General features: G+C 64.0%; 12 protein-coding genes. 9 read left to right on the top strand and 3 right to left on the bottom strand.

The genetic code is table 11. From position 1 onward, the window contains the following. The first annotated feature begins 2 nt into the window (after positions 1 to 2). The 5 genes from NKH33_RS03000 (at position 3) to NKH33_RS02980 (ending at position 4,683) form a co-directional block, all read left to right on the top strand. Positions 3 to 1,211 (top strand): amino acid ABC transporter substrate-binding protein, encoded by a 1,209-nt coding sequence (locus tag NKH33_RS03000; RefSeq protein ID WP_352539272.1) that lies wholly within the window; start codon positions 3 to 5, stop codon positions 1,209 to 1,211. Positions 1,212 to 1,351: 140 nt separating this feature from the next. Beyond that, positions 1,352 to 2,089: an ABC transporter ATP-binding protein gene (locus tag NKH33_RS02995; RefSeq protein ID WP_027027454.1), complete on the top strand. Its 738-nt coding sequence runs from the start codon at positions 1,352 to 1,354 to the stop codon at positions 2,087 to 2,089. Next, positions 2,070 to 2,798 carry an ABC transporter ATP-binding protein gene (locus NKH33_RS02990; RefSeq protein ID WP_502893727.1) on the top strand — a complete coding sequence of 243 codons (729 nt, stop codon included), beginning with the start codon at positions 2,070 to 2,072 and terminating at the stop codon, positions 2,796 to 2,798. Before NKH33_RS02995 ends, NKH33_RS02990 begins: the two co-directional genes overlap by 20 nt. Then, the gene (locus tag NKH33_RS02985; RefSeq protein WP_352469658.1) at positions 2,795 to 3,691 is read left to right on the top strand and encodes a branched-chain amino acid ABC transporter permease; all 897 of its coding nucleotides are present in this window, start codon (positions 2,795 to 2,797) and stop codon (positions 3,689 to 3,691) included. The genes NKH33_RS02990 and NKH33_RS02985 overlap by 4 nt, the downstream gene beginning before the upstream one ends. Positions 3,692 to 3,696: 5 nt before the next feature. Continuing rightward, on the top strand, positions 3,697 to 4,683 hold the full coding sequence (locus tag NKH33_RS02980) for a branched-chain amino acid ABC transporter permease (protein ID WP_352469659.1): 987 nt from the start codon (positions 3,697 to 3,699) through the stop codon (positions 4,681 to 4,683). A gap of 148 nt (positions 4,684 to 4,831) precedes the next feature. Here NKH33_RS02980 and NKH33_RS02975 read toward each other — a convergent pair whose 3' ends face one another. Both NKH33_RS02975 and NKH33_RS02970 read right to left on the bottom strand, forming a co-directional pair. Continuing rightward, a complete protein-coding gene (locus NKH33_RS02975; protein ID WP_352767497.1) occupies positions 4,832 to 5,779 on the bottom strand; it encodes a helix-turn-helix domain-containing protein in 948 nt (315 codons plus the stop codon). A gap of 457 nt (positions 5,780 to 6,236) precedes the next feature. Continuing rightward, positions 6,237 to 7,136, bottom strand: coding sequence for an MBL fold metallo-hydrolase (locus tag NKH33_RS02970; RefSeq protein WP_352539269.1), 900 nt, complete (start codon positions 7,134 to 7,136; stop codon positions 6,237 to 6,239). 501 nt (positions 7,137 to 7,637) lie between these two features. On the opposite strand from NKH33_RS02970, the gene NKH33_RS02965 reads away from it, so the two are divergent. After that, positions 7,638 to 8,555, top strand: coding sequence for a LysR family transcriptional regulator (locus tag NKH33_RS02965; RefSeq protein WP_352817948.1), 918 nt, complete (start codon positions 7,638 to 7,640; stop codon positions 8,553 to 8,555). 293 nt (positions 8,556 to 8,848) lie between these two features. Here the strand turns inward: NKH33_RS02965 and NKH33_RS02960 are convergent, their stop codons facing one another. After that, on the bottom strand, positions 8,849 to 9,595 hold the full coding sequence (locus NKH33_RS02960) for an IclR family transcriptional regulator (protein ID WP_352918149.1): 747 nt from the start codon (positions 9,593 to 9,595) through the stop codon (positions 8,849 to 8,851). Between the two features lie 156 nt (positions 9,596 to 9,751). On the opposite strand from NKH33_RS02960, the gene NKH33_RS02955 reads away from it, so the two are divergent. The 3 genes from NKH33_RS02955 to NKH33_RS02945 are packed head-to-tail and all read left to right on the top strand — an operon-like array spanning position 9,752 to position 12,714. Further along, positions 9,752 to 11,143 (top strand): transaminase, encoded by a 1,392-nt coding sequence (locus NKH33_RS02955; RefSeq protein WP_352817940.1) that lies wholly within the window; start codon positions 9,752 to 9,754, stop codon positions 11,141 to 11,143. 3 nt (positions 11,144 to 11,146) lie between these two features. Beyond that, positions 11,147 to 11,944, top strand: coding sequence for an SDR family oxidoreductase (locus tag NKH33_RS02950; RefSeq protein ID WP_352918147.1), 798 nt, complete (start codon positions 11,147 to 11,149; stop codon positions 11,942 to 11,944). Continuing rightward, entirely contained in the window at positions 11,941 to 12,714 is a 774-nt protein-coding gene (locus NKH33_RS02945) for an SDR family NAD(P)-dependent oxidoreductase (RefSeq protein WP_352817935.1), read from the top strand. Before NKH33_RS02950 ends, NKH33_RS02945 begins: the two co-directional genes overlap by 4 nt. Positions 12,715 to 12,904 lie beyond the last annotated feature (190 nt).

Genomic DNA, 12,904 nt, shown 5'->3' with positions numbered 1-12,904 from the left:
CAATGGGAAACAATCTGAAGGCAATGCTGGCGGGCCTGGTGCTGTCGACCGCACTTGCGGCCGGCGGCACAGGAGTCGCGAATGCCGCCGGCGACGAGATCGTCATCGGCGCTCCGATCTCCTTGACCGGGCCGCTGGCCGGCGACGGCAAGGAGCAGAAATGGGCCTATGAGCAAGCGGTGGCCGACATCAACAAGGCCGGCGGCATCATGCTCAAGTCGGCCGGCAAGAAGCTGCCGGTGCGCCTCGTCGTCGCCGACGACGAAAGCTCGGAAGGCAAGGTCGCCTCGGCGCTGGAAAACCTCATCAAGGTGCAGAAGGTCGACGCGCTGCTATCGACCCATTCCGGGCCGATGAACATCGCCGGTGCCATCGTCGCCGAGAAATACAAGAAGTTCTACATGATCACGACGGCGTTCCCGTTCGAGTGGCAGCCGTTGAAGCTCAAATACTCGGCCCTCTTCTTCTTCCACCCGGGGCCGGGCGCCGAGGTGCCATTCGAGATCTGGAACAAGCTGCCGGCCAATGAGAAGCCGAAGAACCCGGCACTTGTCACCGAGGATTCGCCCGACGGCAAGGGCTTTGGCGGCGCCTTCGAGGCGGCGGCCAAGAAATATGGCTACACTTTCGCGGTCGACGATCCCTGGGCGATCGGGGCCACCGACTATTCGGCGCTGATCACCAAGCTCAAGGCCGCCAATGTCGACGCCATGCTGGTGTTCGGCTCGCCGGCCGACACGGTGACGCTGCTGCGCCAGATGAAGGAGCTCGGCTTCTCCGTGCCTTATCTGCATGGCTGGAAGGGCACCTGGACGGGCGAGTTCCACGAAGCGCTCGGAGCGGATTCGGACTACATCATGACCGACGGTTTCTGGTCGTCGAGCTATCCCTATCGCGGCGCCAAGGAACTCGGCGATCGCTACGAGGCCGAATTCAAGAAGGACTCCGTCACAGTCGGCGCCTTCTACGCTAATGCGCAGGTGCTGGCGCAGGCGATCGAAAAGGCGGGAACCACCGATGCCGCCGCGCTGCATGACGCGGTCTTCAACCAGGAATTCAAGGACACCGTCGTCGGCGATCTCAAATTCGACCAGACCGGCTTTGCGCTGATCCCCAGCGTTGCCACGCAATGGTGGCAAGGCAAGCACCAGCTGATCTTCCCGAATGGCAACTGGACCTACAAGCCGGCGCCGGCCTGGGACAAGCGCTGAGCGGCGAGGGCACGGGCTCCGACGTTGCCGCCTGCCCTTCTCCCCGTCCTACTCGGGGAGAAGGCCGGCAGGGCGATGAGGGCGGCGCTGACCTCGATAGATTGCGCGGATAGCTTCCCCTCGAGAAACGGAAACACACGATGCAGCCTGACGAAACCTTGCTTCGCCTCGAGGCGATCCAGAAGCGGTTCGGCGGGCTTGTCGTGCTCAACAACATCGACATCGCCGTCGGAGCCAATGAGCTGATCGGGCTGATCGGTCCCAACGGCGCCGGCAAGTCGACACTGTTCAACGTAATTACCGCGCTCTACACCCCAACCCAGGGCCGTATCCGCTTCCGTGGCGAGGACATCACCGGCACGGCCCCGCATCGCATCTGCCGGCTCGGCATTGCCCGCACCTTCCAGCTGGTGCGCACGTTCCTGACCATGACGGCCTTCGAGAACATCATGGTAGGTGCCGTCTATGGCTCGGGCGGCCGCGTCAAGCATGCGACGGCAGCCGCCGAGGAGGCACTTGAACTGGTCGGGTTGACCGCCAAGCGCGATGTCCGCACCGCGCATATGACGTTGTCCGACCGGCGGCTGCTGGAGATCGCGCGAGCCGTTGCCTCCAGCCCGGGGCTGCTGTTGCTGGACGAACCGATGGCGGGGCTGAACCCGACCGAGATCCAGCGCACGGTCGATGTCATCCGCCGCGTGCGCACAGACAAGGGGGTCTCGATCCTGTGGGTAGAGCACAAGGTCGATGCCATCATGAAGGTATGCAGCCGGGTGATCGTGCTGGACCATGGCGAGAAGATCGCCGACGGCACGCCGCGCGAGATCGTCGCCAACCGCAAAGTGATAGAGGCCTATCTTGGCGAACCGGCTGCTTGACGTCACCAATCTGGAAGTCGCCTATGGCGACGTCGGAGCGCTGTGGGGCGTGTCGATCCACGTCGACGCCGGCAGCATCGTCGCCATTGTCGGCGCCAACGGCGCGGGCAAGACGACGCTGCTGAAGACCATCTCCGGTCTGCTGAAGCCGAAGCGCGGCGAGATCTTCCTCTCCGGCGCGCCGCTGGCCGGCAAGGCGCCGGAGGAGATCGCGGCGATGGGCATCGCGCATGTACCGGAAGGGCGCGGCCTGTTCCGGCAGATGACCGTGCTGGAAAACCTCGAGCTCGGCGCCTTCCAACCCAAGGTGCGGAAGCGCTTCAAGCAGTCGCTGGAGAAAGCCTACACGCTGTTTCCGCGGCTAAAGGAGCGGGCAGGGCAGAAGGCCGGTTCGCTCTCCGGCGGCGAGCAGCAGATGCTGGCGATCGCGCGCGCCACCATGTCGGACCCGTCGCTGCTCATCCTCGATGAGCCGTCGCTGGGGCTCAGCCCGATCGTGGTGCAGCAGATGTTCGCGCTGATCGAGACCTTGCACAAGCAGGGCGTCACCATCCTCCTGGTCGAGCAGAACATCCATCAGGCACTGAAGGTCGCCGACTATGCCTTCGTGCTGAAAACCGGCGAGCTTGCCATGCAAGGCACTGGTGCCGAGCTCATCGCCGATCCCGAAATCCAGAAGGCCTATATGGGCGTCTTGGAGGTGCAATGATGCAGAACATTCCGCCTCCGGAAATCCTGCTGCAGCTGTCGCTCAACGGCGCGCTGGGCGGCGCCATGTACGGCGTTGCGGCGGTGGGCCTCAGCCTCATCTTCGGCACCATGCGGCTGATCTTTCTGGCGCAGGGCGCGATGATCATCCTGTCCGCCTATTTCGTACGGGCGCTGTTCTACGGCGTCGGCATCGACCCTTTCGCGTCGCTGCTGATCGTCGTGCCCGTCGGGCTCGTCGTCGGCTGGCTGGTCTACCAAGGCCTGTTTCGCCGCGCGGCGGCAGCGGAGGACCGCAACATCTCACTCTTGATCGCGGTCGGTCTGATGTTCCTGATCCAGAACCTGATGACGGTTATCTGGGGCGGCAACACCGCGGCCATCGTCACCTCCTACACGGCGAGCGGCATCGAGATTTTGGGCGTGCGCACCTCCTTCACCCGCTCGATGGGCTTCGTGATTGCGCTCGCCGGTACCGGCCTGGTGGTGCTATTCCTGCGCAAGACATTGGTTGGTAAGGCGGTGCGCGCGGCCTCCGAGGACATGGAGGCGGCGACGCTGATGGGCATCAGCCCGCACCGCGTCAACGCCGTCGCCTTCGCGATCGGCATCGGACTCGCCGGAGCGGCCGGCGTCGCGGTGGCGACGACTTTCCCGTTCAACCCGTTCGCCGGCTTCATCTTCAGCCTCAAGGCGCTGGTGGCGCTGGCGCTGGGCGGGATCGGCAATGTCGCGGGCGCACTTGCCGGCGGCATCATCCTCGGCCTGATCGAAGCCTATGTGCAGTATTTCATCTCGGGCGGCTGGACCAACGCCATCGCCTACGGCGTGTTCCTGGCGGTGCTGATGTTCAAGCCGGAAGGCCTGTTCAGCCGGCCCTACAAGAAGGCTTGAGCGTCATGATGATGAAAGCCTTGCCGGAACAATTCTGGATTGGGATCGCAATTGCCGTGGTCGCTGCCCTCGCGCTGGTGCCGCTCCTGCCCGGCGCGATCGATTCTTATGCCTTCTCGTTCCTGTTCTTCGTTTTCATCTACGCCACTATGGCGCAAGGCTGGAACCTCGTTGCCGGCTTCGGCGGCCAGATCAGCCTCGGCAACCATGCCTTCTTCGGGCTCGGCGCCTACACCACCGCCATTCTGTGGAGCGGCAATTATCTCTGGGGCACGTTCTATGACGCCTATCCGCGGATCTACTATTTCGACCCGGTGACGATGATGCTGGGCGGGCTGGTCGCGGCCGTCGCCGCCATCATCATCGGCCTGCCGCTGCTGTCAAAGCTGCGCGGCGACTATTTCGCGCTCGGCACGCTCGGCTTCGGCGAGATCATCAAGGTGATGTTCATCAATGGTGGTGATTTCACCGGCGGCGCATTCGGCGTCGTGGCGCCCGCCGGCACCTTCGATACGCTCTTGCCGCACTATCTGGTCGGGCTCGGCCTGATGGTGGGCACGGCGCTTGCCATCCGCTTGCTGATGCGCTCGCGCTACGGCCTGGCGCTGATCGCCGTGCGCGATGACGAGATGGCGGCTTCGGCCAACGGTATCGACACGCTGAGGGTCAAGGTCGCCGCCTTTGCTGGCAGCGCCTTCATCGCCGGCGTCGCCGGCAGCCTCTATACCTACTACATCTTCCATGTCGGCCCGGACTCCGTCTTCGACCTCGACTGGATGCTTTTGCCGCTGATGATGACGGTGGTCGGCGGCACCGGCACCCTGCTCGGCCCGATCCTCGGCGCCTTCGTCATGTACGCGGTGTTCGACCTGGCGCGCATAGTGGTGCCGGATTACCACCCGGTGATTTCGGGGCTGACCATCATCTTGGCGATGCTGTTCTTGCCGAAGGGGCTGATGCGGAGTTTTGCGGGCAGGGCGCGGACGGCTTGAGGTCTGGGTAGAGCCCTGTTGAAGCGTCAGCGCTGCAAGTCGGGAGTGAGAGCCCTCGAAAAATTATGGAAGGTGAGGATACAATGTGCCTCATACGGGCGCAAAACAATTTGCTGTATCCGATAAAGGTACGGCTAACAGCACCTTCCTAATGCACCACCATACGCACTCGCTCCCGCAAATCTCTCGGCGCCACGTCATACTTGCTTCTGAACGCCCGCGAAAAATGTGCGCTCGAATTGAACCCGCAGGCAAACGCGATTTCCGAGATGGAGGCTGAGGCGCGGGCGGGCGACAGCAGCTCCTCCTTGCTGCGCTCCAGCCGCCTATCCCACACGAACCGCTCCAGTGTGGTGCCTTCGCCTTCGAAGGCGCGGTGCAGATAGCGGCGGGAGCAGCCCATGTGGCGGGCTATGTCCTCGGCCGACAGGTTTGAGCGCGCCAGGTTGGCGTCGATATAGGCGACGATGCGTTCGCGCAGCGCTTCCAGCGGCGAGCGGCGGAAGTCCGGCGCCGTCGGCTTTGCCTGGATCAGTCCGTTGACGAGTTGTATCAAGCTTTCTCCGACACGGCGGCAGCCGGCCTCGTCGAGCTTGTGAGCGGTGCCGATCGCCATCTGCATCAGACCGGAAACGATATGGGTGAGGCTGTCGTCGTTGCCGGGCAACGGCACCGGCGCCGAGAGCCGCGCCAGCGTCCCGTCGCCGAAGGTCGAGCGCGGCACCTGCAGGATGAGCTGGTCAACATCCGACAGGTTTTGCAGCGAATAGCTGCGCATTGGATCATAGATGATCGCAGCGCGTGGGCCGAGATCGACCGCGACCTCCTGCTGCTCGAAGCGGCTGTGACCGCTGAGCTGCATCAGGATCTTGATCGCGTCGGGATCGAAGCTGCGCCAGAAGGTACGGTCGCTGACGACCAGATGCGACTTGGCCTTGATCTCGGAAAGCCGGCAGGAGCCGAGATGCACGGAAACGAGCTTCGGCAGCGACGGCGCCTCGCCGCGTGAGAAACGCTGGGTGATCGGGCCGAACAGCATCCGCGACGCAGATAGGAAAGCCTCGCCGTCGGCGACGCTCACGTGGTGGGCGATCATAGTCTCCTCCACATTCTCGTTGTTCCCGTCTTGTCGCGGGATTGTGACGCAGCGGCAGCGCCACGTCATCCTTAACATGATAAGCATCTTTGCCGCAACGGCGGAGGTGCTTCACGCCGCGCCGGACGAAGTCGGCCGGCATCCTGGTGTCCGCGTTACTGAAGGGCCCCATGCCGCTGCCGTGCGGAAAGGCCCGATCTTGCGGTCGAGCCGTTTCAAAGGCCGGTACCCGGTCGCCGTCGGCGAGATAGCCGTGGACGTCGGCGCGATAGCCGGTCCGCTCGGTGGCCAAGCACTGGAAGACACATTCATCAGGGCGTCCATGCCGGCACAGGGAAGGCGTTCCGCCTCGGTCTATTCGACTTCGGACGCGCGAGCACGGCGAGCAGATCGCCGCCGTTCTCCTCGGAGAGGACCCTTCATAGGTCCTCCGGATCAGATCGAATTGGCGCTCATCTCAGCCCCACTTCATCTCGCCCTTCGCGACCTTCGAGCCGATGTCGAGGGCGACGCCCATGCCGAGGCCTGGGAAGCGGGCCTCCATCGCGCTCTTCAGCGCCGCGGCGTCCGCGGCCTTGGCGAGTTCCTGCTCGAAGGCCAGAAGATAGGTCTTGGTGTATTCGACAGCGGAGATGTCGACCGGCGACTCAGGCGTCATGTGCCCCGGCACGACGACGGTCGGTTTGCGCGCTGCGATCTTGTCGAGATTGGCAATCCAGACCGCGCGTGATTCCCTGGTCGGGGTGTCGGCGGTCCAAACATGAACGCCGGCGAAGACCAGGACGCCGCCAAACACCGCGTTCAGCGAGGGCGCCCAGAGATAGCGGCGATTAGCGAGGCCCTCGGCGGCGACGAACTCCACCGTCTCACCATCCACAGTCAGTGACGGACCGTCAAACGCATCGGGCAGGACGATGTCGGCCAGCGTCTGCGGACCGTTCTCCTTCAGTTGGGGTCCCCATACATCGAGCTTCTTCTTGACCGACGCCTTGATCGCGGCAACCGTGTCCGAGGCGGCGACGACCTTGGCCTCGGGGAATGCCTCACGCACCGGCTTCAGGCCGAAATAGTAGTCCGGGTCCGACTGGCTGACATAGATCGTGGTCAGTTTCTTGCCGCTGGCCTTGATCTCTTCGGCCAGCGCGCGGCCGTCCGGATAGGTGAAGCCGCCGTCGATCAGCAGCGCCTCGGTGGCGCCGGAAAGCAGGACGGGGGCGCGGAAAAAACCGTTTGGGCCGGCCGGGAAATGCTTCCAGGCAAGTCCGGTTCCAGCCGCACGGCCGATATCGGCAGGGGCGAAGACGGCAGCGGCGCTGATGGCAAATGTGGTTTTCATGACTTGTCTCCTCGTAAGCATGTGGGTGTCCTCTCGGATTGGATGGCGCTGAAGAAATCGGGGTGCGCGCGATATTGAGATCGAGTCGGCCGGGTCCAGCCGCCGGATAAATTCAGGAAGCTCAGATAGGGCCGAGTGATCGTGGTGTGGACGATACCGTTCTCGCAGTCCCCGACATGGACCCACGGTCGTCCCGGCAACCTCGGTCCAGACCATGAACACCCTTGGCCGAACTTCCAGCGCCCGGTCGCGGACGGCCTCCGCCTTGGCGAACTTGGCCGCCTCCGGAGGCAAGCGCATGAAGGTGCCTCGGCATCGAACTGCAGATGGAAGGCGAGGTCGCCGAAGCGAGCCTCGTAGACGTGGCCCATTGCGGGAAAAGCCTCGATCGTCACTCTGCTTTTCCTCCTGCGCGGACCCGGTTGCCCGACGCACAGAAGGATGGACCGTTTCGATTGGACGATAAATATCGATGAATTGGATTCAATGTGAGGTATAAGCGCACAATCGGAGCAGGCGAGCATGGAAGCGATCAACCTCAACAGACTGGCGTACTTCGCGGCCGTGGTGGACATGGGCTCGTTCACTCGCGCGGCCGATCGGCTAGGCGTCAACAAGACAGTCGTCAGCCAACAGGTTGCGCGGCTTGAAGCGGAATTGAAGACAAGCCTGCTGCTGCGCACGACGCGCAGGGTCGAGCCGACCGAGGCAGGCCGGCAGCTTCACGCGCGATGCGTGATGATCCTGAGCGAGGCAGAAGAGGCCTTCGCCGAACTTGCCCAGACCAATGCTCAGCCGTTGGGCGTACTGCGGATCACCGCGTCCAACGATTACGGCGCGATCACCGTCGCGCCACTGGCAGCCGAGTTCTGTCGAATCTATCCGGCATGCCGGGTCGATCTCATCCTCTCGGACGCCAGGATGGATCTGGTCGCCAACCAGATCGACCTTTCGATTCGCGTAGGTTGGCTTACCGACTCCAGCCTGCAGGCGCGCCGGATCAGCTCATTCCGGCAATTTCTGGTCGCCGCGCCCGACATAGCCGGAGACTTGTCCCCGAGCGAGCCCGAGGAACTGTCCGGCCTCCCCTTTGTCGCGAATGTCGCGCTGAAGGAGCCGCTGGTGTGGCGGTTTACCCGGGGGGATCATGAACTGCGGACAGTCCGCATGAAGCCCGGCATGACGATCAACAGCACCCCGGCCGTGCTGGAGGCAACCCTAGCGGGCGCCGGTATGTCGATCCTTCCCGATTTTCTTGTCGGCGATCATGTGGCGGCTGGCCGGCTGGTGCCGATTCTGCCTGCCTGGACGCTGCCTACCGGCGGCATCCACGCCGTGTATCCGGCCGGCCGGTTCCGCCCGCCCAAGGTTGCACGGTTCGTCGAGATGCTTTCTCAGAACGGCAGGCAGCGGCCTCGAAACCTCTTCCGCAACGGCTGATGTCTGCTCGCGGGCGTCGTCTCGCCACCGTGTACAGCGAAGTCGCCCCGAGTTCCTCTTTCGAGAAAGTCCGTCCAACGCCCTGAGCGTGTTCCGACCAGCCGGTCGAACCGATCGGAAACTGATCTTTGGGCAGCAGAAATCTGACCGCCGGCTATATGAGCCGCTCGCGGCATTGCGCGAGCGTCTTCGCTCTGCGGATATCCGGGCGGAGGGCAGCCGCTCGTTCCGCCCGATTTTGCGAGATTATGGCGCAAGGGCATGCCCGATGCATCCGTCGCGGAGATGCAAGGCTAAGGTTCGCCGGTGAGACGCGCCGTGATCAACCGTGCTGCCTTGATTGCTGCCCTGCCCTGTGTGGCTGCGGTCGCGTCGTCGACGCGTGAGACGGGTGAAGCCACCGCCAAGGTGCCGATCGGCTGGCCGTCAGCGCCGAGGATCGCCGCGGCGATGCTGTGCACGACTTCCTCATAGCCCTGTGCGCTGCGAGAGTAACCGCGCGTGGCGGCAAGCCGTATCGCCTCCACAACCTTGTCCGGCCGCGTCACCGTATGCCGGGTGAACACCTGCAGCGGCTTTTTGAAATAGGCGCCGACCACATCCGGGCTTGAAGCGGCCAGGAAGGCGACGCCGGACGCTGTGCCGTGCAGCGGCAGCACCTGGCCAACATCGACATTGACGCGGTTGGCCTTGGTGGAAAGCTCAACATGGACGGTCAGCAGCGCCCCGGCGCTGAATTCCGACAGATGCACGGTCTCGCCGGTTTCGAGCGAAAGCTCTCGCGCCACAGGCGCCGCGACGCGGACGAAGGGGAAATGTGCGTCGCGAATGCGGGCCAGCCGCGACAGGCCGGCGCCCAGCCGGTAGCGGCGACTCTTCGGCTCCTGCTCGATCAGCCGGTGGTTGGAAAGCGCTACCAGCAGGCGCCTTACGGTGGCTTTGTCGAGACCGGCCTTGCGGGCGAGGTCGGAGAGGCCGATCTCCGGTTCGCCGAGCGTGAACAGCTCGAGCAACGAAACCGCCTTGCCGACTGTGCTCATTATCGATTCTCCGAGATACTTCGCATGTGAATTAACTTGACAGCAGCCGACCGACCTTGCAGTCTATAACATACAAAATGCTGGTTCAAATAGTGAACCAGATTGGAACGCGCGCGCCCCAAAATAATCGCGCGGCAGGGAGAGTTAAGCGCTGTGATGGCTGCCAGCAGAAGCGATTCGCATTCAACGACCATTGGTGAGCTGCTTGACCGCGAGCAGGCGCGCTTCAGTGACACGCATCCGCGCTCAGCGGCGGCCTGGGAAGAGGGCAAGCAGCGTTTCCTCTATGGCGGACCCTCGCACTGGATGCGGCGCTGGGCCGGCGGCTTCCCGGTTTATGCCGCGTCGGCCAGCGGCGCCCATATAGGAGACATCGACGGTCACGACTATGTCGACTTCGCCCTTGGCGACACTGGCGGCATGTGCGGCCACGCGCCGGAGGCGGTGACGCGCGCCGCGCTCCGCCAGTTGCAGAACGGCACAACGATGATGCTGCCGACGCAGGACAGCCTGTGGGTTGGCACTGAGCTGCATCGTCGCTTCGGACTGCCCTACTGGACGCTGACCACCTCGGCCACCGACGCCAATCGCGGCGCCATCCGCATCGCCCGCATGATCACCGGCCGCGACAAGGTGCTGGTCTTTTCCGGCTGCTATCACGGCGGCGTCGAGGAAGCGCATGTCGAGATCCGCGACGGCCGTGTCGGCCTGCGCAACATGATCCATCCCAACGGGGTCGACCATTCGGCCGTATCGAGGGTGGTCGAGTTCAACGATGTCGCTGCGCTCGAAACGGCACTCTCGGCCGGCGACATCGCCTGTGTGCTGACGGAGCCGCTGATGACCAATTTCGGCATGATCCCGGTCGCCGATGGCTTTCATGCAGCCCTTCGCGAGATCACCCGCCGCACCGGCACGGTCTTGATCATTGACGAGACGCATACGATCTCCAGCGGACCCGGCGGTTATTCGTCCGAGCATGGGCTGGAGCCGGACATTCTGGTCGCCGGGAAGGCCATCGCCGGCGGCATTCCGGCCGGCATCTTCGGCGTCTCGCAGGCGATCGCCGAGCGGTTGTGGGCCATCGTGCCGATGGTCAATCCGCGCGTGCGCCAGTCGGGGCATCTCGGCATCGGCGGCACGCTGGCCGGCAACGCACTCACCGTAGCCACGATGCGCGCTGTGCTGGAAGAGGTGCTCACGCCCGCCAACTTCGAAATCATGATCGGCAGAGCCTCGCGGCTGGCGGAGATGGCACGTGGCATCATAAACGCCAATAAGTTGCCGTGGCATGTGACGCAGATCGGCGCCCGCGCCGAGATCATGTTCATGCCCGATCCGCCGCGGAACGGCGCCGACGTCATCGCCGGCCGGCGCGGCGATCTCGAGACGCTGCTGCACGCCTTCTACATGAACGAGGGCATATTGGTGACGCCCTTCCACACCATGTTCCTGATGTGTCCGGCGACGACCGAGGCCGATGTCGACCGCCACGCCGAGGTCTTCACCCGTTTCATTGATCTCGTGCGTGGCGCCGGAGTCGTCTGAGCGATGGCGAAACCATTCGATCTCAGCGGCAAGGTGGCGCTGGTGACCGGCGGCGGACGCGGCATCGGTGCTGCGATCGTGACCCGCTTCGCCGTGGCCGGTGCTAGTGTCGTCATCGCCAATCGAACGTTCGATATGGCAAAAGCGCTGGCCTCCGAATTGTCCGCCCGCAAGCTTGATGTGCGTGCGGTTCCGCTTGCTGGGCTCGACCGCGCCAGGCTGCACGCACTGGTCGGCGACATCGTACGTCAGGCGAGCCGGCTCGACATCGTCGTCCACAATGCCGGCGGCTGTCCCTGGGCCTCGATTGAGGATCTTGACGAGGACAAGCTCGATGAAGCGCTGGCGCTTAACCTCAAGCCTTGCTTCTGGCTGGCGCAGGCAGCAATTCCGGTGATGCGCAAGAACGGCTTCGGCCGCATCCTTGTCACCTCTTCAGTGTCGGCGCGCTTGGCGATGGCCGGCGGCGCGCATTACTCGGCCGCCAAGGCCGGCGTCAACGCCTTCATTCGGGGTGCCGCCTTCGAATTCGCGCGCGACGGCATTACCGTCAACGGTGTCGAGCCGGGCTTCATAGCCAAGCCGGGTAGGGGCACGATGAGCGCGCCGGAAGTCGCCGGGCGCCTCGGCCAACACATACCCGTTGGCCATCTCGGCGAGGCGGACGACATTGCCTATGCCATGCTCTATCTCGCCTCGGAGCAGGCCAAATACACCACCGGCCAGACGATCGTCGTCGACGGCGGCTCAACGTTGCCGGAAACCGGCTTCGCCGTCGAGCGCCATTGGGGGCTGACATGAGCCGATGCCTCGAAGGCCGCAAGGCGCTGATCACCGGTGCTGCCACCGGAATGGGCCGCGCCACTGCCGAATTGTTCGGCCGGCACGGCGCCGAAGTCATCGCCTTCGGCCTCGGCGGTGAGGGACTGGACGGCGCCGTCAAGGCGAGCGACGGTGCCGCCGTGCTCGGCGACATCACCAGCGCAGGCGATGTCGCACGTGCTATCGACGCCTGCGGCGGGTGTCTTGATATCGTCGTAAACGCCGCCGGAGTGATGATCCTCGACGAGCCGGAGAGCCTGAGCGATGAGACCTGGGCGCGCAGCTTTGCGGTCAATGTGACGGGCGCCATGATGGTCTGCCGCGCCGCACTGCCGCTCATGAAAAAGCGCGGCGGCGCGATCGTCAACATCGCCTCCGTCGGCGCCTTCAACGCCAGCGGCCAAAATGCCGCCTATTCGGCCAGCAAGGCAGCACTCGTCTCCTACACCCGCTCGCTCGCCTTTGCACATGGCCCCGACGGCATCCGCGCCAACGCGTTGGCGCCTGGCTGGGTGCGCACGCCGATGAGCGTCTACGAAATGGAAGTGGCGGCAGCGGCCAACGGCTCGACGCCCGACGAGGAGTTCACCGCGCTCACCGGCCGTATTGCGCTCAGGCGTGTCGCCGAACCGTCTGAGATCGCCAACTGCTGTCTGTTCCTGGCTTCCGATGCCGCCTCCTTCGTCACCGGTGCTGTGCTCGTCGCCGACGGCGGCGGCCGTGCACCAACGCAAAACAGGGCAGTGTGATGCGACCTGACCAGTGAGGCTTGTCACAGGCGAATGGCCAGGATACCGGCGCTCTGATAAGCGGCGCCACTTGTCTCACGCTGCTGCCTCTACCGACATTCAGATAGGGAAGACCGCGTTGATTTGCCCCGCCGCGCTTTTGGCTGCAATTCAGGCAGCCACGATGGCGCCAACGGTCGAACAGGCCAGG

The organism is Mesorhizobium sp. M1182, from assembly GCF_040318335.1.
Classification (GTDB): Bacteria; Pseudomonadota; Alphaproteobacteria; order Rhizobiales; family Rhizobiaceae; genus Mesorhizobium.
This window is presented reverse-complemented; position numbering and strand designations above follow the sequence as displayed.